This is a genomic window from Ruegeria sp. F11, from assembly GCF_056533855.1.
Genome location: NZ_JBQFOW010000008.1, coordinates 45,138 through 66,278, shown reverse-complemented (window position 1 = coordinate 66,278; position 21,141 = coordinate 45,138). Strand labels below are relative to the sequence as shown.

Here is a 21,141-nt window from a genome sequence, read left to right as displayed (position 1 = left end):
CCAACTCACTCGCTTTGCGGCGTCAGCGCTGGAAGTTTGGGCAGAGGCTCGGCGGTGCCTTCCGGCGTTCCCGAAGCCTGCGCGCTGTCCGGCGGCAGCGGGCGCTGAATCTGTGGCGCACAGTTCTGGGTCACAACTGTCGGCAGCGCGCCGGTATCGGTCAGAAATCGCATCAGGTCGGGGGTGGACAGCGCAAAGTTCAGGCTGCGCATCGGTCCGACTTTGACAAACGTATTCACACCGACAAGACGGCCGCACATGTCGACAAGCGGCCCGCCCGAGTTGCCCCGCGAGATCGGCGCAGAGTGAACCACGACCTTGTACTGCGGGTTGATCTGCTGTTCGGTGGAAACCGTTCCGTCGGTGACGGCCAGTTCCGGAACCGCTGTCCGGTCGCCCGCCCGTAATTGCTGAAACCGCGCGTCGCTTTGCAGCAGATCACCGGGATACCCGGCTGCGATGACAGATTGCAGGCGTAGGGATTCGTTTGAATCCAGTACGTTGAAGGATGGCTGCTGCGCCCCTTCGACCCGTAACAGGGCAAAATCCCCTCCGGTCGCTTCCAGCGGGCCCAGTGTTTTCAGAACCTGCGCCTCGCGCAGAGACCCCAGCGCATTGTTGGTGACATAGATCGTCGAGCCAGGGGCCGCGATGACATGGTAATTTGTGACCAGCAGATCGGGGCCGACAAAGAACCCAGAGCCGCTGCCCAGACCCGCCGGGGACGGGGCCAGCACAATTGCGGTGCGTTCCTCGATATAGGCCAGCAGCGATTTGGTGTCTTTCGGGCCGTCCGAGTCCGGAACCTGCACGCGTTCGGGATCGGGGGGCAGAATGGCTGTCCGCTCGGCGGGCCGGACCGCGCCGGGGATGTCGGTGCGATCATTGGGGTTCGGGGGCAGCAACCCTTCGATTGTGCGCCCGTTGGGCATCACCAGCGTGCCGTCCGCCTCGCACACCGCACCGTCGATGGCGGTTTGCAACGTGGCCAGCCGTTCTTCCAGCGACTTGTTGGCGCTTGCCACGGCGGCCAGCGCGGCCTCATCGGTGATGGCCTTGTCGCCTGCCTGTTCGGGAAAGATGCGGTTGCCGGGGATCAGCAGCCAGATCAACACGACACCCGCAATCAGGACCAGAAGCAACAGCGGCAGCCAGGCCCACAAAGGCACCCTCTGCGGTGCTGCGGCCACGGGCTGCGGTGTCTGGGGCGGTGGTGGAGGGGCAGCGCTTCCCGTTGCGCCAACCGGCGGTGCCGCCGAGGCAGGGCTGGGGGCCTGCGAAGGTTGAGACGACGCGGCCACCTCAGGCGGTTCACTCGCCGCCGCAGCCACGGGGGCCGCCAGCGGCAGAAAACGCCCGAGGGTCTGGGCATAATGCGCCTTGCGCGTCTCCGCATCGTGCTTGGAGCCCGCGGGCATCATGCCCCAGTTGATAATAACCGGCGTGCCATCCACGGACCACACATCGTTCAGATCGGAAATATGCAACGCACTGCCCAGCAGGCCGCTGTTTTCATCTCCCAAAGCGGACCGAAGCGGTTCCAGTCTGCGCGTCAGTTCTGCCGAAAGTGCCTTTTGCGAGGCATCATCCAGCCGCCCGAATGGCGTCGCGTTGCCCTGAACGTTTGTGTACCACGAAACAGACGGCGCAACCTGATCGTTGCCGCGGCTCAGCAAAGGCTCGGCAAAAAGCTGGGCGGCCTCATCCCCGCCGTTAGCTTTCAGGGCGTCCTGCAGGGCCGGGAATGCCTCAATCGCCAGTTCGCCATCAACCTCGAGGCATTGTTTCAGTTCAATCTGTGTTTTGGTCAAAAAATGTTCGGCCATCAGTTGCCTCTTGTGGATCGGCGGAATTCTACGGTTGCGGAACTTCCGACCTCGGGTTGTGTCACGACACAGTTTGCCGTGCCGGCCTCGTTCAACTCGCAACTGCTGCGCAGGCGGTAGATATAGCCGCCATCGCTGCAGGCCAGATCGCCGGGTTCTTCAATGATCAGCGCACCGCTGCCGTCAAATGCGCCCGTAACAGGGCCCTCGCAGCTATTGCCGTTGGCGGCGCGCATCTCTTCACGGCCAACACCGTTTGCGTCGAAACACATGATCCATTGGTTGTATGTCGTTTCAACGCCGGTGGTGCGGTTGGTTGTTACGAAACTGGAATCCAGTTCCCAACACCCTTCAAGCAACCCGATACGCCGACCTTCCCAATCCCCACGATCAATCTTCTCGGGCAGCGGGGCCGGTTCCGGTAGGGCCGCCTGTTGCGGCTCCTCGGGCTGGCATTGTATTAGGGCCAGCTCACGTTCGCGCTGCAGAATACGATCAAGCAAAATCTTGTTTTGACCTTCCAGAACGGCCAAGCGCGCTTCGGTCTGTTCTGCCTTGTTCACGGGGCACCAGTCGAACCATGTGGCTGCAACGCGATCCCCGGCACCACATGCCGGTACCAGCGCGGCGGCGGACCAGGCGACAATTGCGACTAGCAATGCAGTACCAAAAAAGACCGATACAATTCGGAGCAAAACGAAAACACCCCCTACAAATCGAAAGTCAGTAAACGTGACTCATCCCTATTGGTCAACGCAATTTTGCGACTGCGATCAGTTACAAAAAATGTCATGCCCACCCGATTACAAAAGCTGTCATTTCAAACGGCTAACCGTACCCGCTACGAAATTATCAATTGGTAAACTCGTAAGGGATTTGGGTCATGTTCGACTTTGAAACAGCAGAAAGAAACGAAACTCAAAAGACGCTTTTGTCGGTTTCCGGAGGCGGCCTGCTTGGGGTTATCCCAGCCGCCATGCTGATGCGGTTCGAGGCGCTTGGAAAACACGCCTACGGCCCTGCCTACCGGCTGTGCGACAGCTTCGATTCCGTCGCAGGCACATCGACCGGGGCGGTCATTGCCGCCGGGGTCGCCCTTGGCCTGTCTGCCCAGGATATCGCCGACTTTTACCTGCGCGACGTGCCCCGTGGGTTCAAGCGGCGCAAGCGTGCCGTTCCCCTGTTGCACGACGTTTTTGACAGCGAATTGCTGCACAGTTTCTTTGAACAACGCACCCAGGGACGTCTGTTGGACCGCAACCAACTGGAATGCGATCTGACAGTACTGACCAAAGACCTTCAACGCGGAAAAGCCGTTGTTTTTACGACAGTTGACAGCGATGCCGATGCGATCTTGTCCGCAGAAATTCGCCGTGAAATGCAGCCCCTGTCTGATCTTTTGCGTGCCAGCACTGCCGCGCCGGGGCTGTTTTCTCCGATCACGCTGGACCTGCGGGGCTTGGGTAAGACCCGGCTGGTGGATGGCGGTTTCAGCCTGTTCAACGACCCGTCCTATCTGCTGACCCGACTGACCCGCGAAGCGGGTGCGCGCCGGGCGGCTCTGATCTCGCTCGGGACCGGCAGTTCGCGGCCGACCTATTCGGGTAAAGACCTTGTGGACCGGGTCTCGGTCCTGCGCGCCTTTCGCGGTCTGTTCGGCCTGATCAAGGATGCCGAGGCTCTGTCGCAGGAACTGATGCGCGACATGGCGCGGATGTTCGGCCCGTCCTTGCAGCACGATCCTTATGACATGAGCCTAACCCGCGACACGTTCGACGCGCTGTCCTTTTCCCTGAAACCCGGTGAATTGAGCGACATGCGGAAATTCGCGGATTTCGCGGGCAAAGAGCGGCTGTTCGAAGCCGCTGGCCTTTTGGCTGAACGGCTGATTTCACAGCCACTGCCGCTGACCGGCGGCGCGTTAGCCCCTGAAACGGTTGACAGATAATTCCATTTCCGCACCATTTGGGCAGTTGGGAATTTAAGCATGAACACAATTGATGTCTCATATCTGGGTGGCATTCCTGAAAAGAAATCCGCGCGTGTCGAAATACTGAACGCGCAGAAGCTGTCTGTCGCCAATGACGGCAAAGGGACTGTGACTGTTCTGGATGCCGAAACGCTGTCGGATGAAGAGGTGGATGCCCGGCTTGCAGAGGTATCGAAAACCGCTTCTCGGGTGTTGGTTTTATTCTCCTTGTCGCACGGAATCAGCTTCCGCAACCGGCGCGACACGCTGCTTGCCTTTGGCGCAAGCGACGTCATGTCCGCCGACGGAACGGATGAAGAGTTTCTGACCCGTGTTCAGGCGCTGAAACTGCAGGCCCAGTCTCCGCGCATTCTGATCGTCGAGGATGAGGAGGAAATCGGCGACTGGGCCATCGACGTGCTGCGCGACGCCGGAATGGACGCAACCCGCGTCCGCACCCTGAAAGAGGCGCAGGATCGGTTCGAGGCCGGGCCGGTCGATGCCCTGATCGTTGATCGTGGCCTGCCGGATGGGGACGGTTTGACCTTCATCAGCCGGTTGCGCGACCTCGGTATCCGCATTCCGGCGCTGTTGTTCACTGCGCTGGATTCCATCGAGGACAGAATCCGCGGTCTCGAAACGGCCCGTGCAGACGACTACATCTGCAAACCGGTGCACGAGGGCGAATTGCGCGCCCGTGTTCAGGTTTTGCTGCGCCCTTTGATCTCTGAGGAAACGATGGTTTTCGGCCCGCTCGAGATCAATCGTAAGGACAGAATAGTGCGCTGGCGCGGCACGCGGGTCGAGCTTCGGCCAAAAGAATGCGAGATGCTGATCTATCTGGCCGAACGCGAAGGCCTACCGATCCCCAAGCGGATGATCTATCTGGATGTCTGGCAGAAGACGTTCATGGATGTGGGCTCGAACCCGGTGACAGCCGCGCGGCACCGGTTGGTGCGCGATTTCAAGTCAGCACTTGGTGAGCGCGGCGAAGATTATCCAGAGTTTCTGGCAACCGATGGCGACGCCTATGTGTTTCTGTCCGAAGAACTGTTGCGCATTCCTCCGGCCATAGGATCGGGACCGTGAACAAACGGGCCGCAGCTTTTCCGCAGCCCTTGCGCATGGTGACAGGGCAGGGCCTGTTTTACGCCGCGCTTGGTGTGTACCTGATGTTGGCTGCGGTCTTCTGCGTTTCGGTGTTTACGGCCGCCGACAGGGCGGATCAGAGGGCGCTGCAAAGCGTCGAGGCGCAGATGTTGCGTATCCTCGAAGACACCGGGGTCAGCGGGCTGGCCACCGCATTTGACCGGTCGCGCAACATCGTTCTGCCGGGAACGGACCGGTTGGAACTGGCGCTCTGGCAGATTGGGGGCGGCAGGCGGCGCGTGTTGCTTGAAACCACGCCCGGGGCAGCGGCGAAACTTGATCAAGAAGCGATGCAGGCCACGGTTGACGGGATCAATCTGGACCTGCGCTCGGTCGATGTGGCTGCGGCGTCCAGTGACTGGGCCTTGCCCATGGGGGATGTCGCGCTGGTGTTCGGCATCGAGGCCCCCAGTGCCGAGGCCAAACGCGCCCGGCGGCTTGCCTTGGCCACCGGCTTTATCTCGCTGTTTGTCTGCGGGCTGATGGTTCTGCTGCAGGTCGCGCACTGGCAACGCTATCGCCGCAACCTGCAGCGCATCAACACTTTGCTCGATCGCTATTCCTCGGGCGAGACCCGCATTCGGTTCGAAGATGAAAACCCCGCGCCTGAGCTGCGCGAACTGGCGCGGCAATTGAACACGGCGCTGCCCAAGATCGATGAGCTTTTTGCCGATCTGCGCGCCTTGTCGGCGCATCTGGCGCATGAAATGCGAACCCCGTTGCAGAATATCCGCAGTGGCCTGCGCAAGATCGTGCGTGCGGAAACCAATGAGGAAAGACGCGCTCAGGCCCAGCGTATCGACATGGGCATCGACGCCGCCGACGCACGCCTGCAGTCGATCATGCAACTGTTTCGCTTGCAGGCGGATGCGGATATCCAGTTCGAGCCAGAGGTCGCCTTGGGTGATATCCTCGAAGACCTGGTTTATGACTTCGAGGAAGACCTGTCCTCGCAGGGCCGCGATCTGACTGTGCAGATCGACAAATCGCTGCGCGTGACCGGCAATACGCATCTGCTGGAGTTGCTGCTGGCCAACCTCCTGTCCAACGCTGTGAAATACGCGCCCGCCAATTCGGGTATCTCTGTAGATCTGCAACGGCGGGCCAAACAATTCGAGTTGAGGATATCCAATGACGGTTCGTTACCGGAGGGGTTCACCGAAAACGCATTCGACCGCTACGCCCAAAGCGCCGAAAATCCGGGCTATGGGCTAGGCCTTGGGCTGGTTAAGGCTATTGCGCAAAAGCATGGGTTTAAGGCAGAATTGGCCGCAGGCGAAGACGGAACCCGCGTCACCGCATATGTGCACGGCGCGGCGCTGCCCCAACCTGCGGAGGACGGTGATGACTAGCAAGCACATCGTTTCGACCGTCCTTGGCCTCTTCCTCTGCACAGCAGCTTTCGCGCAATCCGATCACCCTGTCGCCCGCGTCGCGGCGGGTCTGGTTCCCGATCACCCTGTCGCCCGCGTCGCGGCGGGTCTGGTTCTGGCGGAAACTGCGGTAGAGGATGAAAACGCGCCTCTGCTGATATCAGCGTTGGAAATGATCTCGGCCTATGCTCCGCAAGGCAAGGCTGCGGAGGGACTGCTGGAGCAGTATCAGGCCGAGGCCCGGTTTCTCGCCCTTGGCGATCCGGCTCTGATCGCCCGCTACGATAAGATAGCAGGCGAAAGACCGGCTCCGTCGCAACAGGGCATGATATGGATTTTGGATGGCAGCAAATTCGAGGTGCCTGACGCGCAAGGGATTTCCGCTTTCGCCTCGCAGTCTGGCGGGTCACTGGATCAGGGGGTTGCCTGCCACCGCGATGGCTTTGTGTGGCTGTGTGATCCGCCGCTCGTGCAGGGACAGGTGACGATCCCCTCAGAAACATGGGTTGTGATCCAGACCCACCCAGCAGCGCAATGAGGAGGCTGGCGCTTTTTTTCACCGCCTTGGCTTGCGTTTTCGCGCAGGCTGTCCATGCAGAGCATAAGGCGTTGATGATCGGCGTCATGAACTATGCCGGCGATCAGACGCGGGATTTCGGCACGCTGGGTGGACCGGGACCGGACGTGGCCCTGATGACGCAGGTTTTTGTCGATATGGGGGTGGAGGCGGAACAGATCACCGTTCTGACCGACGCGCCCGAGTTCCTTACCGCCGATGGGATCACGCCAGGTCTTCCGGATCGCGCCAACATACTTGCCGCGCTGAACCGGCTTGCTGAAGGCGCGAAGCCCGGTGATCGGATTACCGTCTATCTGGCAGGGCACGGGGCGCAGATACCCGCAGGCGCGGCGTCTGGTGAAATCGATGGCTTTGACGAGGTGTTCCTGCCTGCGGATTTCAGCCTTGGCGCGGATGGTGTGCCAGTGAACGTTATTCTGGATGATGAAATCGGGGGCAAGATCGACCAGATGATCGCGGCCGGGGCGCATGTCTGGCTGATTGCCGATACCTGCCATTCGGGCAGTTTTCGGCGCGACGCCGGGACTGATCTGGTGGCAAGGTTCGTCAACCTGACGCCGGACACGACGCCCGTGGCCAGGGAGGAGACGCTGGCCGACATTTCGCCACACGGCGCGCAGAGCACGGGGCAATTCATAGGGTTCTATGGAGCGGCTGCGGGGGCGCTGGCCTATGAGGCTAAGATCGCAGGGTCCGAAACGCCTCACGGGCTGCTGACATGGGCACTGGCCAAAGCGATCCGAGAGGGGCGGGCCACCACCTTCTCGGACCTTGCACGGCATATGACGTCCACCATCTGGACGATTGGAAATGGGTGGGCCGATCCGCAATTCGAAGGGGCTATGGGCGCTGCGCAAGCATTTGCGGAACCGGCTGAAAGTACGGCCCGTTTTGCTGTTTCCATTGACCAAATGATCATCGTCGCGGCTGGCCGAATTGATGGCGTAGTCCCTGGCACAGTAATTTCCGTACTAGACCAGACGGAAACGCCCTTGTTCGAGGTGACAGTCAACGATGTGTCCCTGACGCACAGCACCGGTTCGGTTCCCGCCGGGGCGCTGCCGGAACTGGACGACAAACTGTCATCCGAAGGGTTGGATCCGACCCGTTTTCGCCTGCGCTGGTTGCAAGACCGCGCGCCTGTACTTGCGGCTGAAGTAAAGTCGCGGCCAGCGGATTTGTCGTACGCGGTGGCGCTTTCGTTGTCCGGCGTCGATGCCGAGATGTCAGAGGACATCGCGCGGATGGTCGCGGATTTGGCCCCCCGCCTGCGTCTGGAGCAGGAGCGTGCAGACCTGCGTATCGTCGCCAAAGATGATCTACTTGCCCTGCAACCAGCTGCTCCCGGAGCGCGGCAGGCGCTGACAGTTCCGGTTGATCCGATGCAATTGCCGCGGTTGCAGAACATGCTGCAACACTATGCGAAATCGCGATCATTGGTTTCGGTAGCGCGGTCTCTGCAGACAACGGAGCTTGCCCAAAACCTGATTGTCAGCCTGCATCTGCGCGCCGGGCAGGCGGGTGAGGGCGGGGGATGCACGACCACACCCACCGCTTCGCAGGCCCCGTCCCAAGGTATCCTGCATATTTCCCATTGCGACTCGGTTTCCGTCACCGTTCAAAACCGCAACCCATGGCCGGTCGATCTGACACCGCTTTATGTTGCGCCCGACAACCAGGTGTATTTCCTGTCCGGATACCGTGATGCTGCGAAGGGCGGTTGGCGTATCGGGCCGGGTGAAACAGATACCCTCGGCTATGTCGAGGCGACGCAAACGCCCGATGGTTCACCGCTTGCTACGGGGCCGATGCGTCTTGTTATACTGGCCGAGCGCGGCGTTCCGGGTGCTGTTCCGGTCGATTTCCGGTATCTTCAATCGCCCGCTGCGCCGCCCGCCACCAGATCGGCAGACCCCGCGTCCTTGACCGCGCTGCTGACCGAGGCCGGGTTTGGACAATCCACGCGCCGCTCGATCGGGCATACGGTCCTGCGCCAAAGCGGGGCGGTGATCTTGCCGATGAAGACGGTAGGAGAAGAAGGGATGGATCGCGTTGCGGAGTAGTTACAAAACAGTCGTCCTATGCTTGATTTGCCTGACCTCGATGGTCTGGGCCGTGGCGGCAATTGCACTGGACAGCAGGCAGAGCGCACAGATCGCAGCGGATTGGGCGGTCGAAACACGCAACCCGCATGCGCTAGCCGACAGCTTGTCGGTTTTGCTTGAGGTAGGCTGCACGCTGGATCGCGACGACCCGTTTTCCGTCTCTCACTTCGCCGATGAACTGGCGGCCATGCCCGGCGGGGCGGACCTGCTCGAGGCCATTGTTGCCTCAAAATCCCGTGGTCAGTTGGGCGGGGCGGCCCGGTTGGATCTGGAGCTTGCCCCCGGCGAGGCGCATGAGGTGGAGGTCGTGCTTGTGGGCCGTGAACTGACCTGGGTCGAGGCCCGCCTGTGGCGCGGGTCAGAGGGTGCCAACATAGATGTCGTCCTGACCGGGACCGATGGCACGGGGTTGGCCGCTGATACTCAGCCGCAGACAGGCGTCGAAGGGGTTGCCGCCTTGCTGTATGTCTGGGTCGAATCCTGTACGCGCGCTAGATTGCGGATCACCAATGCCGGGACGGCTGCTGGCCGGGTCGCGCTATTTGTTCCGCAGACAACCCGCCCGAAATGCGAGGTGCCGGGATGAGGGCACGTGTCGGGCTGATAGGATGTGTCTGCGCCCTGCTGCTGTTAAGTCAGCCCCTGACGGCACAGACCCGGGTGGAGACGTTGCGCGAGCAAGCCGTTCATGCGCTTGTCGCACAGGACTTCGCGACCGCCCGGAAACTGGCCGTTCAACTTGAGCAGATGATTGATCAGGGCCAGCGCCCAGAAGGGACAAGCGGCGTGTCGCAATATGGTCTTGTGGCCGAGATGCTGTTCCACATGGGCGACACCGAAGGCGCGGAACGCGCCTATGAGAAAGCTGTCGGCGCGGCGCGGTCCGAAGGTCTTTGGACCAACCAGCAGGGTCTTTACGTTCGCTACGAATACGGAAGCCTGCTGTTGGTACGGGGCCGAACTCCGGAGGCGCTGGAGGTGGGGCAGGCGCTTCTGGCTGATCTTGACAATCTCGGGCAACTGGCCGGTCCTGCAGGTCTGGACACCGCCATTCTGGTCGGCATGGCGCAGCAGACCATGGGCGACCCCGAGCAGGCGAGCCGAACCTTCCAAGCGGCAGTTGACGCTGCGCAGGAAGGCGGCGACAACGGCCAGAAACTCAGACTGGCGCTTGTGGGTCTGACGAATGTGTGGACGGAACTGGGTGCATTCGAAGCGGCGCTGGGCCCGGCCCGGCGGGTTGTTGTCATCGACCATAGGCAGGGCGCGTCGGACACCGAACAGGGGCTGTTCGCCCGTCTGCGCTATGGCATGGCCCTGGAAGGCGCGGGGGAGTTGACCGAGGGCCGGTCCGTCACGCAGGCCGTTTTGGACGACGCGCTGCGTAGCCTGCCTCCGGGCCATGACGTGACGCAATTCGCCCGCCGGACGCTTGAAAAGATCGAGCGTGCGGAAGGCCGTAAGTTCGCAGCGCGCGCGCTGAACCGCCAGATCACCGACGGGGCTCTCACCAGCGAGGACCCTTCCGTTCGACTGGATGCGCTGCTGAATCTGGCCGCTCACAACCTGGCCAATGGCGAACTGGACAATTACGAAAAGGCGCTTCTGGAAGCGCTGGAATTGACAACCGAGCATCCTCAAGCCGCGCCGCCGACACGCCGGGCCGAGATTTTGTTCTCGCTGGCGGATTTCTTGGTCAGTTACCGCCTTATGTTTGCCGAAGCCAAACCGCTTTACGAGCTTTCGATCGCAATCATGACGCAGGAATTGGGGCCGCATCACCGGGAAACTCTGCGTGTCAAAGCCCGCAGAATTCAGGCGAAAGATAAGGAGATTCAGGTTGCCGCGTTGCCCACTTCCGGCAGTCACGCGGTGTTTTGGGACGGAACCGACGAAGGCAAAAGACCGACGCCGGATGATCTGGAGGTATTGCGTCGCCTCGCTGATGAAGAAAGCAGGCACGGCACGCGGTTCGAAGCCTATGCCTCGCACCTCAGCTATGCGTTTTATCTGTCGGAAGCGGGGCAGTTTGACCGCGCGCTGTCTGTGATCGGCGCACAAATCAACAAGCGCCGGGCAGAACGCTCTGTGGCCGACCCGGAAATCGACTACAGGCTGGCCGATGCCAAGGGTTCGGCTTTGCTGAAAAGCGGGCGCTACGCCTCTGCGGCGCAGGTCTTTGACGAGGGCACCGATGCGCTTTTGCTGTATCTGCGCGGCCTCCAATGGCTGGAAGGTCAGGTGAACTCAGCAGCGTTGAACTTGCAGGGGCAAGTTTATGGAGAGCTTTACGCCTCGGCAGTATTGCGCGCGGCTGAAGGCGGTACATCTGCTGAAAAAGAACGGTTGACCCACATGGCGTTCGAGGCGATGCAACTGGCCGGATACGGCCCGGCATCGGTGGCGGTTGCACGCGCAGCGATCCGCGAGGCTGCCGAGGATCCGGAACTCGTCAAACTGGCGGCGGACTGGCAACAGGCGGTTCTGAACACGCCCGCCGAAGGGCAGAATACGGACCTCGACCGTTTGCGATCCCGAATGTCCGCCGATTTCGCCCAGTATTTCGAATGGCAGATTCCGGCCCCGGCGGACCTGATCGACGTGCAGAAGAACCTTCTGAACCCGGATGAGGCCCTGATCGCGCTTCTGACCGCAACGACACAAAGCGCCAGTGAAGACGCGGTCAAAGGTTTGGTGCTGGCGGTCACTCAGGACAAAGCGGTGCTGGCCGAGATACCGTTGGATTGGTCGCAGGTAGTTCAAGACATAAGCGCTCTGCATCAATCACTCGACCCGAAAGGACCTGAACGGATGGCGGCGCTCAGGGCACCGCTGGCGAGTGTTCAGGAGAGCTCGGGAGCGGAACCAAGGCTTTCAGCGCCTTTCGCTTTCGATGCCGCGCAGCGCCTGCACGAAGCCTTCTTCGGTGAACCTGAGATCGCGGCCTTGATCGATTCCAAGCCGGTCTGGACGCTGGTGCCCTATGGCGAGACGATGGGCATCCCTTTTGCGGCCCTGATTGCAAGCGATGATCGCGCCAACGCCCCGGTGCAGCGTCGTACTGCGGAAGAACTGCGCCGGATACGGTGGCTGGGGCATGAGAGGGCCTTGCAGGTCGTGCCCTCGGTACACGCGCTAAAAGCGTTGCGCGTGGGTCGGGCGCAGCAGCCGCAGGCCAGCCGATTGGCCTATGTCGGGATCGGCGCGCCTGAATTTTCAGGCGCTCAATATGCGGCCTTGCCCAGCACGGATACGGTCATGCTGCGGTCTGCGTCCGAGCGGATGAAAGCGGTTAGCGCGTTACCGGCCTTGCCCGGAACCCGGCGTGAAATAGAAACCTTGGCCGACGTGTTCGGCATTGGCCGCAGCGAGGTCCGGCTGGGGGCCGAGGCGAACGAGGTTCAGATCAAGGCGCTCAATGACGCAGGCGTATTGGCGAAGGCGGATATTTTGCACTTCGCAACGCATGGCCTGCTTTCCGGGGCGTTCGAGGGGTTGTCGGAACCGGCCTTGGCGCTGACCCCCGATTTGACTGCGAGAAACGATCTGACCGGTGATCGCGATGGTCTTTTGACGGCGTCCGAGGCCGCCCGGCTGAACCTGGATGCCGACTGGGTCATCCTTTCGGCCTGTGACACCGCAGGCGAGGACACGCTGGGCGGTGAGGGGCTGGGCGGGCTGGTCCAGGGGTTCTTCGCTGCGGGTGCGCGCAACGTGTTGGCCTCACATTGGAGGGTCGATGATCAGGCGGCTGAGCGGCTAATTACCCGCACGGTCGGCCTGTCGCAGACCGGGACAGGCAAGGCCGAGGCGTTGCGCCGTGCTATGCTGGAACTCTCAGAAGATCAGACGCGCGATCAGTCTTTGCTGACCAATGCGCACCCGTCTGTATGGGCCCCGTTTCTGATGATTGGCGGCGGTTGACCGTGCCCCAAAAGGAAAATGGCCAGCCCGAAGGCTGACCATTTTGCAACGTTTGTCGATATCGCTCAGTTCTTCGGCGTCAGGGCCGGCAGCGTGTTCGAAACCGGTACAACTTTCGGCAACGTATGGTTGCCACCATTTGCGCGCTGGCTCTGGACCTGCAACGCTGTGCGGATGACCTGAATGCGCTCGGGCGTCGTGCTGGGCACGAAGACCGGCGTTGCGCCGCGCTCAAGCGAATCCATCGCGTTCACGTACCAAGGTGTTGCCGCTGTGGCAGAGGTCTGTACGCCAAAACCTTCACGCAGATGGTGTCCGACCAGTTCGCCGTAAGGCTCGTTGCCGGCTGCCATCATCGTCAGCGCTCCCGCCAGAGCCATTTCCGCATTGTCGAGGCGATAGCCGATGCCGATACAAATCTGCCCGTAGACGCCCATCGTCGCAGGATCGCTCAGGCCCAATTGCTGTGCTGTGGACTGAACGCTCGGAATGATCTGCGCCGGAGCGGCGTTTCCAAGACCTGAAATCGTGTCGCCAAACCCTGTGGCAATCTGTTCGCACAGCGCGGTCATTTCATTTTCAGAAACCGCATATTGCGACGCTACTGTGCCGCCCTGCGTGATCGCAAATCCGCGCGCTTCGCAGAACTTCTCGCTCAGCGCCTGGTTGGGGTCTGTCATGTTGGTCGCCTGAACGACGCCGCCCTGAATGCGCGTGGTCTGATCCACCAACTCGCAGCGGGCCGCCGCCGAGGCCGCAACCTGACCCAGAGGCTGCAACGGTTTAAGCTTGGGCACCGCGCCACCGGCATTCCCGATCACCTGACCGCCCTGAGGCTGCGGCGCTACGGGCTGGACCTGAGGCACCTGCGTCTGAGGCTGAATGGCCGCGTTCTGAGTCCCATTGTCGCCCCAGCGGTTGATCGTACCTTCGTTGTTGGCACCGTAATTTGTGCCCACCAGATCGCCATAGCGCGACGCATAGTTCGGATCACGGCCAATGTTCAGCAGTCCACGCGGGCCTTCGGCGGCCATGGTACGCGGATAGGCACCACCGGCACCGGCCTGATATTTCTGCCAGCCGTCGATCAGGTTCTGGCGTTCCCAATCCGACAGTTGCCCGGTCTGCGGGTAGCCCATGTATCCCTGATAATCCCGGATCGCCGCACGGCTTCGGTTCCCCATTACGCCATCGACGGTACCTGCATTCCAGCCAAACCCGTTCAGCGCGGTTTGAATCTGACGGTTTTGCTGACGTGCCGCAGAATTCACGGTCGCGCGGGGCTGAGTCCGGGTTGTCCGCTGTCTTTGCTGCTTGCCCTTACAATTCAGGGCACCCGAAGCACATCCGATAATGGCCGCCGCACCCGCGCCGATGATAACATCCGCAAGATCAGCCTGAGCGCGACTTACCCCGGTGGTGATGAACATGGAGGCCAGAAGCGCGCCACCGATTGATTTACTAACAAACTGAAACCGCATTTCAGTTACCTCCATACCAAATACGTTGCACCGTAATATTTACGTAAACATGTGATTCAATGCATGTTACAAAAAATGTCACCGCATTGCATCCAACCATTTCTAGCGGGTTGTTTGGCCCAGGCAAGGTTCTGAGGCCGATTCCGTCAATTAAGTCTCTGTTAAGAAATTGAAAAAACGCGCTCTCGATATGTGTTTCCCTGGTGTGCTCACGCGTCCGTGATTCTCCTTAAAGTTCGATCTGCGGGCGCGACATTCGCTAAAAGTGAGTCAGCAGCAGTCTGGACTGAGGTCTCAAAATGATTCGCATCAGCGTGGGGCATTACGAAAAACCAACCACTTACGTGGCTTTACGTACGCTATTGTATCGCGGTCTGCAGTAGTTGGTCTTTTTCCATGTCCGGAGACTCCAGATACGCGCCCATGTCGTCCCAGAACCGGTTAAGCATATCCAGAAGCTGAAGCTGTTCGGCCTCGGCTAGGTCTTGCGCCAGTACCGAATAGGCGGTTTCACGCATCTCGGTCTCAACATCCGATCCCAGCGTTTCGAGCGCGGCCCGGTAAGACAGCAGATAGGTATCCCGGCTGGCACGCAGCGCATCCAGCCGGTCGAGATTCAGGTTCAGCGTCTGCATCAACTGCGCCCGCTGATCGCCCACCGTGACCTGAACGGTGTCCAGCAGCCTGCGGCTGTCACGCTCCAGTTGCTGAATTTCCCGGCTGCCCTCGATCAGCGTTTCGACAAAAGCCGCGCCGCTTAGCAAGGTCGACTTGGCCGCCTGAGACAGGGACTCAGCCGCCTCTTCCCGCGCAATGCGGAATTCCAATTGCAAATCACCCAGCGCCGACCGGCGGCGGGGGTCGACTTCCTCCTCCAGCAGCGCTTTGAGCGTGGACAGCGGGTCAGCCTCGGACTCCGTTGACCTGTCAGCCTCCTCTGTCCAGCCGGTGCGGATGGCGTCATACCGGTCTTCCGAGACCACGGTTGCGCTGATCACCAGCCGGACGCCGAAATACTCTCCGGCCAGCGCTTTGCCGGTCAGGTTGCTGAACATCGGGTATTCATTCCGCCGCGCCGTGTAAATCTGGGCGTCCTCCTGATCGACCGAGCCACCCCGCGTCACAAGCCCGCCGGGTTGGCCGTGGGTGCGGCCGATGGCGTTCAGGCGGAAGGGCTCAAGCATCAGTTCCTCGGCATTTCCGTAGATGTCCAACAGACCAAGCGGGTTCGGGGCGCGGCGCGCGCCGATGATCGACAGTTTCTTGCTGCCGGTACCCGGCGCAAGATAGACCGCATAGTCCGTCAAAGACCCTTCGGAAAAGAAGCGCCGCGCCGCAAAGACCGAGGCATCCGCCTTGGCCCCGCCACGGGCGGCGAATTCCCATTCCGGCTCGGTCGGCAGGCGCAAGAACCCGATCCTGTCCCCTTGCTGGGGCAAGCTGTCGCGCGCGTTTTGCATCAGCCATTCCGAATAGGCGCGCGAGACATCCACCGCCTGAAACCAAGTCAGCCCGCCTTTGGCACGGGCGTCAACAGGTTTGAAACCGCCATCACAGTCGCCGTTGATGGCGCGGTATTGCCCTTCGTTCAGTTCATAGCGCGCGATGTAATAATAACTGACCTGAGTTTCCGGGTCGTCGAAAGCACCTCGCAAATATGTGGGCTTCAGGTAATCCGAGAATGCGGTATCGGCATCAGACTGCCCCATACGAAACGGCCTGTCGGACAGTGGGCTTGCAACATCCACAGGTACGTTCACGCGTTGAAACGCCATCCCGCCGCCGCAGGGCATGGGCAGGATCAGGTCCGCCGGGCCGTGGAACTTGCTGGAGGGGTCTGTCAGAAGCTCGGGCCATTGCCCGTCATTTGCCAGCGCAGGCACGCACCAGGTCAGGAATAACCCGAGGCAGAAACGAATGGAAACGGGCAACTCGGGGCCTCCTTCAACCAGCAGTCCGCATGAACCGCGCTGGTCAGTTTTGCACAAATCGGTTGAACTTCAACCGACAAGATCGGGGCATTTCGGTTGACTGCGCGGGCTCGCAGGCCGGTCGCACTCTGCTTTTGCGTGCATTCGCACCGAGACTGTTTCGCGAAACGTTAATTTTTGTTATCGTGAGCAATTATTGTTCAAATTTTTTGGAGCACATTATGCGAGTTTACGAAGCAGTTGTCGCTGCTTTAGAAACAATTGGCGTTGATGCAGCGTATGGCGGCGCGGGGGAGAACGCGGCCGGGATGATGCTGGCGCTGGATGCTTCTGACAAAATCCGACCCGTCATTGCAAAGAACGAACAAGGCGCGTCCTTCATGGCCTGCGGTCACGCGATGTTCACCGACAAGCTGGGTTTCTGTTTCGCAACCGCCGGGCCGGGGGCGTTCAATTTGCTTTCGGGCATGTGCGTGGCGCTGACCGACAGTTACCCATTGCTGGCCGTCAGCGGATATTCGACGGTCGCCTGGCAGGGGCGGGGCGGGCTGAACGAAACCTCGGGGCTGGCGCGCACACCGGATTCGCGGATGATGTTCCGTGCCGCAACCAAGAAAGACCCGGCCACGGGCGAGCCCGCTGATTTTCTGGTCACGGATCCGGACGATCTGATCGACACGCTGCAGAAAGCCATCGACATCGCGTTTGAAGGGCGGCCCGGCCCGGTGCATGTGGCAATCGCCGAAGACATCACTGACCCCAAGGTCGAAGTTACCAATTTCCGGCCACTGCGCCTGCCGCAGATAGGTGTCACCCCTGAACCCGCCGCGCTGGACAAGGCAGCAGAGGTTCTGGAACACGCGATCAAGACCGAAAAGACCGTGGTGCTGCTGGCTGGATTTGGCGCAATCCGGGCCGGGGCGAATGAGATCACCGAGACATTCATCGAACGGTTTCAGATCCCGCTGCTGACCACGATGGACGGCAAAGGCATCGTGGATGAGGAGAACCCTCTGGCCATCGGCCTTTATTGCGATTCCGGCCACAAGGCGGCGTGGGAGCTGTTCTCGGACGCGGATGTGGTGCTGGCGGTTGGCAACTCGTTTGCGCAACACGCGACCTTTGATTTCCACGACGGGCTTTTCGACGGCAAGACGCTGATCCACGTCAACATCGACGCCGGAGAGTTCGACAAATTCTACAAACCCGATCACGTGGTTCTGGGCGATGCCAAGCAGGTGATGCAGGGGCTGTATGACCGCATGGATGCCGATATCGGCCCGGTGCCCAAACGCGACTATCGGCCCAAGGATTATGACGAAAGGTTCATCATCTCTCCGCAGAAGCAACTGCATCCGGGTGAGATGGTGCAGAAGATTTCCCAGATGCTGCCTCCGGGCGGGATCGTTTTGGCGGATGCGGGCGCGCATGCGGCCTGGGCCGGGTATTATCTGGAACTGAAAGAGGGACAGAACTTCCGCAAGCCGGGCACCTATGGGCCGATGGGGATCGGCGTGTGCGGCGCGATCGGCGCGAAGTTTGCCGAAATGAACCGCCCGGTGGTGGCCGCCGTGGGCGATGGCTCGTACCTGATGAGCGGTTTCGAACTGATGACCGCCGTGCAGTACGACATCCCGGTGATCTGGGTGATCTTCAACGACCGCGAATTCAAACTGATTAAGCTGTATCAGTTGTCAGCCTTCCGGAAGACGGGTTTGGTCGAATTCGATAACCCCGATTACGCTGCCTACGCCCGCGCCTGCGGGGCCGAAGGCTATGCGGTGGACCGATTGGACGAGTTCGAAGACGCGTTCCGCGCCGCGCTGGCCAGCGGAAAACCCTGCCTGATCGACGCGCGGATCACGCGTCTGGCATTGCCCAATTACTCACCGCATCCCGAGGGCGTGCTGGCCGCGATCTGGTCAGGTGTGCGCGACCGGTTTGGATTGTAAGCAGGAGGTTCCGATGGACGGCAGCCCGAAAAAACAGCCGAAATGGCGCGAGGTTTATGTGGGCGGATCGCCCGAAGCCGAGTTGAAGGAAACCAAAGAGCTTGCCCAGATGATGATGGCTGCGCAGCTCAAATCCATGGCCGCGGCCAAGGCGCGGGGCGTGGATCGGGCCTTTCACAAAAAGCCGATTGCGGCGTTCAAGGGGGCCGAGTTGCGCTTTGTCGAGGACCTGCCCGACGACCTGCAGGTCGGTTTCGCCCAACCCGGCGCGTGCTTTCCGGCGATGGTGCGGTTCTCGAACGCCTCGTCGCAGACCCAGTCGGACGAGGATAAGGACCTGCGCGGTCTGGCTGTCCGCGTGACCGAGGGTGAGGGCGTGGATCACGACCTGCTGGCCACCAACTTCGCGGTCCCCCATGCCCGCAATGCGCGGCAGTTCGTAGTCTTCGCCCACGCGCTGGCCGGCGGACGGCTGTCGAAACTGGTGGGGTTGGTGCGGCTGTGCTTCGTTCTGGGCCTGTCGGAAACGCGCCGGATGCTGGGCAATGTTCGTACCGCGCTGCGCGAATGCGAAAGCGTTGCGTTGGAAAGCTATTGGAGCCGGGGCGCGATTGCCTGGGGGTCCGAGGCGGTACGCTACACATTCAAACCTGCGCCCGGGATGTCCGGGTTCCAGGGAGCGTTCACCGGGGCAGGGCGGCTATCGGCGGAATACGCCGCGCGGCAGGCCAGCGGGGACATTACCTTCGATCTGTTTGTGCAGCGCTTCTATGCAGAAGATCAGACACCCATCGAAGACGCTGCCCATGAATGGAGCGAGATGGTATCTCCCCCGGTCAAAGTGGCCGAACTGGTCCTGCCGCAGCGCGATCTGTCAACGCCCGACGCTCTGGCCGAAGCGCTTGAGATTGAGCGAATGGGCTTCAACCCGTGGAACACAACCGATGAGTTCCGCCCGCTAGGCAATCTGAACCGGGCGCGGAGGGCGGCGTATGATGCCTCGGCCGCGCATCGGCAGGGCAAACGCTTCAAGGCCCCGCCGCCGCCGATGCAGAACCGGATTTTCGGCACTGCTGCGCGGTCGATCCTGCGGGTGGTGAACCGGCGGGTGCCGTGGCACCGGATTCCCAGCGTGTTGTTGCAGATGCTGAACCTGGATGCTTTGCGCCATGACCTGCGGCAGAAAAGCCTGATTGACACCGACCCGGAAGAGCCTGTGCCAAGTACCCGCGCGGTGCCGCCGGAACCCAAAGCAGAACACCGGGTCTACCGCACCCATGACGGCAGCTATAACGACCTGTCCGATCCGCAGATGGGGGCGGCGGGGGCCACGTTTGGCCGCAATATGCCGCCGCAAGTGCAACCCGACGGCAGCCCCAATCCGTATGAGGTGGCGCGCAAGTTGATGGACCGACAGGCCTTTATCCCTGCCAAGATCCTCAACATTCTGGCCGCGTCCTGGATTCAGTTTCAGGTTCACGATTGGGTGGCACATGAACGGCGCAAGCTGGGTGAAGACGACGATGTGGTGCCTGTGCCGGACGGTTATCCCGACTGGACGAACTCTGTCGACGGCAAGCCTGAGCGCGAGATGCGCATCGGCGGCAATGTCCCGAAAGAAGGGGCGGATGACCCGTTCTTGTTCGCCAATCAGAACTCGCATTGGTGGGACGGCTCGCAGGTGTACGGCGTCAGCACCGAGGCCGCGATGGAGTTGCGGGACGGGCCCAAAATCAGGCTGGATCAATTTAAGGACGGTGAGTACCTGCCTGAGAACGTTCACGGTTTTTCCCTGACTGGCTTCAACGAAAGCTGGTGGCTTGGCCTGTCAACGCTACACACGCTTTTTGCCCGCGAACACAATGTGTTGTGCGATGAATTGAAGGCCGCGTATCCGACGATGGATGATGAGCGCGTCTATCAAACCGCGCGACTGATCGTGTCGGCGCTGATCGCCAAGATACATACTGTGGAATGGACACCGGCGATCCTCGGGACCGAGGCGCTGGATATCGGCATGAAGACCAACTGGTATGGCCCGCCGAAATCCTGGCTGACGCGTCTGGGCATCTGGCTGACCGACACCCATGCGCTGAAAGGCATCCCCGAGACCGAGCCGGATCATCACACCGCGCGCTATTCCCTGACCGAGGAATTCGCCACCGTCTACCGGATGCACCCCCTGATCCCGGACGACTACATCTTTTACAATTTCGAAACCGGCAAGGAAAAGGCGCGTCGCAGTTTTCTGGACATTCAGGGAGAGCAAACGGACGAACAACTGCGCGATTTGGGTCTGCGCGATTGTCTTTATTCGCAGGGCATCGCACATCCGGGTGCAATCACCCTGCACAATTTCCCGAAAACCCTGCAAAACATGGAGCGTGAGGGTGAGATCATTGACCTCTCGGTGGTCGATATCGTCCGAACCCGCGCCCGCCGGGTGCCTCGGTACAACGAATTCCGCAAAGGGCTGCACATGCCGCCGGTGACCGAGTGGGACGACCTGACCGCGAGCCCGGAAACCAACCGTATCTTGAAAGAGCTGTATGGCGATATCGGCAAGGTCGATACGGTGATCGGCCTGCTGGGCGAAACGCCCCCGGACGGGTTTGGCTTCTCGGACACTGCGTTCAGGGTATTCATCCTGATGGCCTCGCGCCGGTTGCAGTCGGATCGGTTCCTGACCACCGACTTCCGGCCCGAGATTTACACGCCGCTGGGCATGGACTGGATCGCGCAGAACGGGATGAAATCGGTGCTGCTGCGGCACTTCCCGGAATTCGCGCCGGTGCTGCCAAAGAACGCCACGGCCTTTGCACCGTGGTCTGTCGTGCAGGAGGGCTGAGGT

The 21,141-nt window shown here is 60.9% G+C and carries 13 protein-coding genes; 9 read left to right on the top strand and 4 right to left on the bottom strand.

What is annotated here, in order from left to right:
• Nucleotides 1–5: 5 nt before the first annotated feature.
• Together ACR0NJ_RS12110 and ACR0NJ_RS12105 are read right to left on the bottom strand one after the other, a co-directional pair.
• Nucleotides 6–1,826 carry a S1C family serine protease gene (locus ACR0NJ_RS12110; protein WP_480817389.1) on the bottom strand — a complete coding sequence of 607 codons (1,821 nt, stop codon included), beginning with the start codon at nt 1,824–1,826 and terminating at the stop codon, nt 6–8.
• Nucleotides 1,826–2,485 carry a hypothetical protein gene (locus ACR0NJ_RS12105; RefSeq protein ID WP_480817388.1) on the bottom strand — a complete coding sequence of 220 codons (660 nt, stop codon included), beginning with the start codon at nt 2,483–2,485 and terminating at the stop codon, nt 1,826–1,828. Before ACR0NJ_RS12105 ends, ACR0NJ_RS12110 begins: the two co-directional genes overlap by 1 nt.
• 224 nt (nt 2,486–2,709) lie before the next feature.
• Here ACR0NJ_RS12105 and ACR0NJ_RS12100 point away from each other — a divergent pair, with 224 nt between their 5' ends.
• Genes ACR0NJ_RS12100 through ACR0NJ_RS12070 form a run of 7 tightly spaced genes read left to right on the top strand, consistent with a single transcriptional unit; the run spans nt 2,710 to nt 12,926 of the window.
• Nucleotides 2,710–3,774: a patatin-like phospholipase family protein gene (locus ACR0NJ_RS12100; protein WP_480817387.1), complete on the top strand. Its 1,065-nt coding sequence runs from the start codon at nt 2,710–2,712 to the stop codon at nt 3,772–3,774.
• Nucleotides 3,775–3,813: 39 nt separating this feature from the next.
• Nucleotides 3,814–4,884, top strand: a complete 1,071-nt coding sequence (locus ACR0NJ_RS12095) for a response regulator transcription factor (RefSeq protein ID WP_480817386.1) — start codon at nt 3,814–3,816, stop codon at nt 4,882–4,884.
• Nucleotides 4,881–6,296: a sensor histidine kinase gene (locus ACR0NJ_RS12090; RefSeq protein ID WP_480817385.1), complete on the top strand. Its 1,416-nt coding sequence runs from the start codon at nt 4,881–4,883 to the stop codon at nt 6,294–6,296. The genes ACR0NJ_RS12095 and ACR0NJ_RS12090 overlap by 4 nt, the downstream gene beginning before the upstream one ends.
• The gene (locus tag ACR0NJ_RS12085; protein ID WP_480817384.1) at nt 6,289–6,855 is read left to right on the top strand and encodes a hypothetical protein; all 567 of its coding nucleotides are present in this window, start codon (nt 6,289–6,291) and stop codon (nt 6,853–6,855) included. Before ACR0NJ_RS12090 ends, ACR0NJ_RS12085 begins: the two co-directional genes overlap by 8 nt.
• Nucleotides 6,819–8,960: a caspase family protein gene (locus tag ACR0NJ_RS12080; RefSeq protein ID WP_480817383.1), complete on the top strand. Its 2,142-nt coding sequence runs from the start codon at nt 6,819–6,821 to the stop codon at nt 8,958–8,960. The genes ACR0NJ_RS12085 and ACR0NJ_RS12080 overlap by 37 nt, the downstream gene beginning before the upstream one ends.
• 52 nt (nt 8,961–9,012) lie before the next feature.
• The gene (locus ACR0NJ_RS12075; protein WP_480817382.1) at nt 9,013–9,588 is read left to right on the top strand and encodes a hypothetical protein; all 576 of its coding nucleotides are present in this window, start codon (nt 9,013–9,015) and stop codon (nt 9,586–9,588) included.
• Nucleotides 9,585–12,926, top strand: a complete 3,342-nt coding sequence (locus ACR0NJ_RS12070; RefSeq protein ID WP_480817381.1) for a CHAT domain-containing protein — start codon at nt 9,585–9,587, stop codon at nt 12,924–12,926. Before ACR0NJ_RS12075 ends, ACR0NJ_RS12070 begins: the two co-directional genes overlap by 4 nt.
• A gap of 65 nt (nt 12,927–12,991) precedes the next feature.
• On the opposite strand, the gene ACR0NJ_RS12065 is transcribed toward ACR0NJ_RS12070, so the two are convergent.
• Complete coding sequence (locus ACR0NJ_RS12065) at nt 12,992–14,407, bottom strand: peptidoglycan-binding domain-containing protein (protein ID WP_480817380.1); 1,416 nt, start codon at nt 14,405–14,407, stop codon at nt 12,992–12,994.
• A 359-nt stretch (nt 14,408–14,766) separates the two neighbouring features.
• Nucleotides 14,767–16,338 carry a formylglycine-generating enzyme family protein gene (locus ACR0NJ_RS12060; RefSeq protein WP_480817379.1) on the bottom strand — a complete coding sequence of 524 codons (1,572 nt, stop codon included), beginning with the start codon at nt 16,336–16,338 and terminating at the stop codon, nt 14,767–14,769.
• 221 nt (nt 16,339–16,559) lie between these two features.
• Between ACR0NJ_RS12060 and ACR0NJ_RS12055 the strand changes: the two genes are divergently transcribed.
• Together ACR0NJ_RS12055 and ACR0NJ_RS12050 are read left to right on the top strand one after the other, a co-directional pair.
• Nucleotides 16,560–18,290, top strand: coding sequence for a thiamine pyrophosphate-binding protein (locus ACR0NJ_RS12055; protein WP_480817378.1), 1,731 nt, complete (start codon nt 16,560–16,562; stop codon nt 18,288–18,290).
• A gap of 13 nt (nt 18,291–18,303) precedes the next feature.
• Nucleotides 18,304–21,138 carry a peroxidase family protein gene (locus ACR0NJ_RS12050; protein WP_480817377.1) on the top strand — a complete coding sequence of 945 codons (2,835 nt, stop codon included), beginning with the start codon at nt 18,304–18,306 and terminating at the stop codon, nt 21,136–21,138.
• Nucleotides 21,139–21,141: the final 3 nt, after the last annotated feature.

What these genes read in the sequence shown, in the direction of transcription:
- ACR0NJ_RS12110 (WP_480817389.1), bottom strand. Translation starts at nt 1,826, where the DNA reads ATGGCCGAACATTTTTTGACCAAAACACAGATTGAACTGAAACAATGC.
- ACR0NJ_RS12100 (WP_480817387.1), top strand. Translation starts at nt 2,710, where the DNA reads ATGTTCGACTTTGAAACAGCAGAAAGAAACGAAACTCAAAAGACGCTT.
- ACR0NJ_RS12095 (WP_480817386.1), top strand. Translation starts at nt 3,814, where the DNA reads ATGAACACAATTGATGTCTCATATCTGGGTGGCATTCCTGAAAAGAAA.
- ACR0NJ_RS12085 (WP_480817384.1), top strand. Translation starts at nt 6,289, where the DNA reads ATGACTAGCAAGCACATCGTTTCGACCGTCCTTGGCCTCTTCCTCTGC.
- ACR0NJ_RS12080 (WP_480817383.1), top strand. Translation starts at nt 6,819, where the DNA reads ATGGGTTGTGATCCAGACCCACCCAGCAGCGCAATGAGGAGGCTGGCG.
- ACR0NJ_RS12070 (WP_480817381.1), top strand. Translation starts at nt 9,585, where the DNA reads ATGAGGGCACGTGTCGGGCTGATAGGATGTGTCTGCGCCCTGCTGCTG.
- ACR0NJ_RS12065 (WP_480817380.1), bottom strand. Translation starts at nt 14,407, where the DNA reads ATGCGGTTTCAGTTTGTTAGTAAATCAATCGGTGGCGCGCTTCTGGCC.
- ACR0NJ_RS12055 (WP_480817378.1), top strand. Translation starts at nt 16,560, where the DNA reads ATGCGAGTTTACGAAGCAGTTGTCGCTGCTTTAGAAACAATTGGCGTT.
- ACR0NJ_RS12050 (WP_480817377.1), top strand. Translation starts at nt 18,304, where the DNA reads ATGGACGGCAGCCCGAAAAAACAGCCGAAATGGCGCGAGGTTTATGTG.